Source organism: Vibrio nigripulchritudo ATCC 27043 (assembly GCF_000222685.1).
GTDB lineage: Bacteria > Pseudomonadota > Gammaproteobacteria > Enterobacterales > Vibrionaceae > Vibrio > Vibrio nigripulchritudo.
The window spans coordinates 1-3,707 of sequence record NZ_AFWJ01000155.1; the positions used below are offsets into that span (position 1 = coordinate 1).

At 48.5% G+C, this 3,707-nt stretch carries 2 protein-coding genes; one reads left to right on the forward strand and one right to left on the reverse strand.

Going from position 1 to position 3,707, the window contains the following annotated elements; all coding sequences use genetic code 11:
* Positions 1 to 1,544: polysaccharide lyase family 8 super-sandwich domain-containing protein (locus RH89_RS13475; protein ID WP_038145922.1), on the forward strand; the 1,544-nt coding region annotated here is incomplete at its 5' end.
* A 138-nt stretch (positions 1,545 to 1,682) separates the two neighbouring features.
* Here RH89_RS13475 and RH89_RS13480 read toward each other — a convergent pair.
* On the reverse strand, positions 1,683 to 3,707 hold a 2,025-nt coding region (locus RH89_RS13480; RefSeq protein WP_004402760.1), incomplete at its 5' end, for a family 20 glycosylhydrolase.

Genomic DNA, 3,707 nt, shown 5'->3' on the forward strand with positions numbered 1-3,707 from the left:
AAGTGGGTCCTGAGCACTTCATTGGTATCAAGATGAACTCCGCCCGTATTGAGCCGACAGAAGCGGGCAACGGTGAGAACCTGCTGGGCTACTGGCTTGGTTTTGGTAGCACGATGATCATGCAAACGGGCGATGAATACCATAACCTGTTCCCTGTGTGGGACTGGACGTTAGTGCCGGGGGTAACTGCACCACATATTGCGCTTAAACCTGCGGACTGGGGACAGATCGAGCAACAAACGACCTTTGTTGGTGGTGTATCCAATGGCAAATATGGTGTTGCCGTAATGGATATGAACGTTAAGAACACTCAGGCGAAAAAAGCGTGGTTTAGCTTTAACGACGAACTTGTTGCTCTTGGTGCTGGTATCTCATCCACACATGAAAAATACGTAAGTACGACGATTAACCAGACTCGCCTGAGAGGACCTGTCACGGTGGATGGCAATGTATATCCTAAGGGAAGCCGAGAGCTGGTGGAAGCTGGCTGGGTTCATCACGATAACATTGGCTATGTTTTCCCGGATCGTTGGTACGGTCACATGGATAATGAAACCAAGTCAGGTAACTGGCATACCATCAATACTGGGCAGGAAAACAAAGTGATCACCGATGATGTGTTTATGCTTCGCATGGGTCACAGTTGGCAGCCCACCAATGCGACTTACCAGTACATCATCGCGCCAAACAAAACGGCATCTCAGACTCAGCAGTATGCTGCCAACCTTCCAGTGACCGTACTTAGCAATACGGATAAGCTACAGGCAGTTCGTCATGCCGGACTAGGTATCACCGGAATTGTGTTCCATCAGGCGGGAACGATTGATCTCACCAGTGGTGCAACAGTTTCCGTGAATAAACCAAGCGTGGTGTTGGTGGATGAGTCGGCTTCAACAGAGCAGATAACGCTGTCGACTCCGGGAGTCGGAACAGGTGTCGAAATTACATACAATAAAGGTGGTCAAAGTAAGAATACGACGGTTTACACCTTTGGAAACCCAAACCAACTTGGAAAGGGTGTGATGGTAGACTTTAATGCCCCTGTGGTTGTTCGACCGGTTACCGTCCCAGTGCTTGCCGACGCTTTTGTTCGCGACGGTATGTATCAGGACAAAAGCTACGGTAATAACAGCTATCTTGTTGTCAAAAAAGACGGGTTAAACTATAGCCGTAAAACGGCGTTGAAGTTTGATCTGACAGCGCAGGATGTGACAGCTTCTACCCGAGCGGTTTTACGTCTTAACATCAAAAGTGTGAACACGGATTCCAGTCGGACTATCACTGTTTCTAAGCTGAATAACGGTAACTGGCAGGAAAACGGCGTTACCTGGGCAACGCTACCAGCAGTTTCGACGTTTGGGGCAGGTATAACGATTCAGCCTTCTGATGCGGGTAAATGGGTTGAAGTGGATGTGTCTGACCTGATACACAAAGGTGTCGTCAGTCTGGTGTTAGAAAACAGAGGCACCGCAAGTGGTAAATCTGATGTCGGCTTTTCCAGCAAAGAGAGTGGGCAGGGTGCGCAGCTTATTTTAACACCTTAATGCTTATCGTTTTCCAACGTAAAAATGATGAAAATAAGGCTCCCTCAGGGGGAGCCTTTTTAGTTTTGAGGGCGACCCATATAAAGAAAGCCCCTCAGCTTTCACTGAGGGGCTTAATCATTGAGCAGTTATGCTCGATTATTTCACATCGATAGAGCGACCAACACGTCCGTTAGCAGCAACAGTACGTACTTTAACGCCAACTGAAGCGGCAGGTTGATTTGCTGCATCGTAGTTCTGCCATGTTGTGCCGTCAGTTGAGTACTGAATCGTCACACCAGGGAATGCAGAGTTAGCAACCAGTTTGCCACCTTCGATTTTCGCACCTGGAACAGGTAGACGGTAGTAAACACCAGCCTGGTCAAGTTTCGCGAACTCTTTGTAACCTAGGGTGTTAGCAAACACTTCCCACTCTGCATCACGAGTTGCTGTGTCAACGTGAGAAGTACCTACGTAGCCATCAACGTTAGTTTTGAACGTAATCGTTGAATCGTAATCTAGCTCCCAAGAAGCCTTAGACCATGCACGCTCAGCCATTGCAAGCAGACGTGGGAACGCCATGAAGTCTTGCTGGCGAGCTGTACGGATGGTCTCAGACCATAGGTGACCCTGAATACCTTTGAACTTCTTGTTCAGTGCAACGCCATCCGCCGCAGCGTAGGTCATTGGTGCACCCATACGGTCAGTCAGAGTTTCAGAGTTTGCTGGTAAGTTTTCAGGCATGAAACCAAATACTTCACGAGTATCGGTTTCACGAGAACCCCAGTAGTATCCTGGCTCCGCTGGATCAACTTCGTAAGGGAAGTCGAAGTAAGTCGTATCTGGTGCAGAAACCACCACTTCGTAACCTGTGTTAGCGATAGTGTGCGTTTCGTTTGCGCCGCCCCAGAACAGAGTGCTCCAAGCGTAAGCAGAAGTCTTATCACCCGCTAGTGTGTATGGGTTGATGTATTCGCCGTGTTTCAGACCATCGTTCCATGCAGCAAGAGTCAGGCTGTATTTCTCTAGGATCCAGCTGATGCGCTGAATGAAGTAAGGACCTAAGTCTTCAACATTGTTGATGCCATTCCACTCAACAGCAAACATTTGCTGACAGATTGGAGACTCAACCCACGCGCCTGCTGTTTCATCAGCACCGATGTGGTAGTCAGTCAGAGGCTGTCCAGCATTGTTGTGCTGAGCAACAATCTCACCAATCACTTTGTCCATGAACTTGAAGCTAGACTCCATACATGGGTTGATAGTGTTGTTGGTGTAGTTCTGAACTGAGAAGTACTTAGTGGTGTCGTTTGGATCCGTTAACAGGAACTCTTCCGCTTTCGCCAAGTCACCTTGAGCCGCGTATGTCTTGTAACGTGCTTCCATTGCAACAACCGCTGCTTTGGAGTGACCAGGCATGTCCATAGAAGGAATAACCTGAATGTTACGCGCGTTAGCGTAAGCTAGAATTTCGGCGTAATCAGCAACCGAGTAGTACTGCTTTTCAGCCGCAGCATCTGGACCTGAACCTAGCTGAGGCAGAAGACAAGTTGTTTCATCCAGGTCGTGACAACGCTTAGCACCGACATCCGTTAGCTCTGGAAGACCAGGAATTTCAAGACGCCAGCCTTCATCATCCGCTAGGTGGAAGTGGAATTTGTTCATCTTGTAAGCAGCCATCTGATCAAGGAACTTAAGTACTTGTTCCTTAGTCTGGAAGTTACGAGAAACGTCCATGTGCATGCCACGGTAATCGAAACGTGGTGCATCGTAATCAACGGTTACTTTTGGAAGCTCGCTGCTGCCGACAGTAACCAGTGAGGCAAGTGACTGAAGACCGTTGAATACACCTTCGTTGTCGCGACCAACAACAGTTACGCCAGTAGCGTCAACTTTCAGAGTGTAAGCGCCTTTAACTTCACGACCAACAAATGCCTGATGTCCTGCATTGCTGATGGCTTTCACTTCAACGCCTGCATTTGTTGCAACACCAAGTTGAGCCAGACGAGCGTTAACCGCTTCTACCTGGTCTGCACGAAGTGCGTTGTTTACTGGTTTGATGTTAAGACCTGCAGCAATGTCGATTGTACCAGTCTGGATAGTTAGCTCTACCGGAGTAGGAACGATTTGCGCAGAAACCGCTGCCTGACCAAGGTCTGCAACGTCAGAGTTTTTCTCGAAACG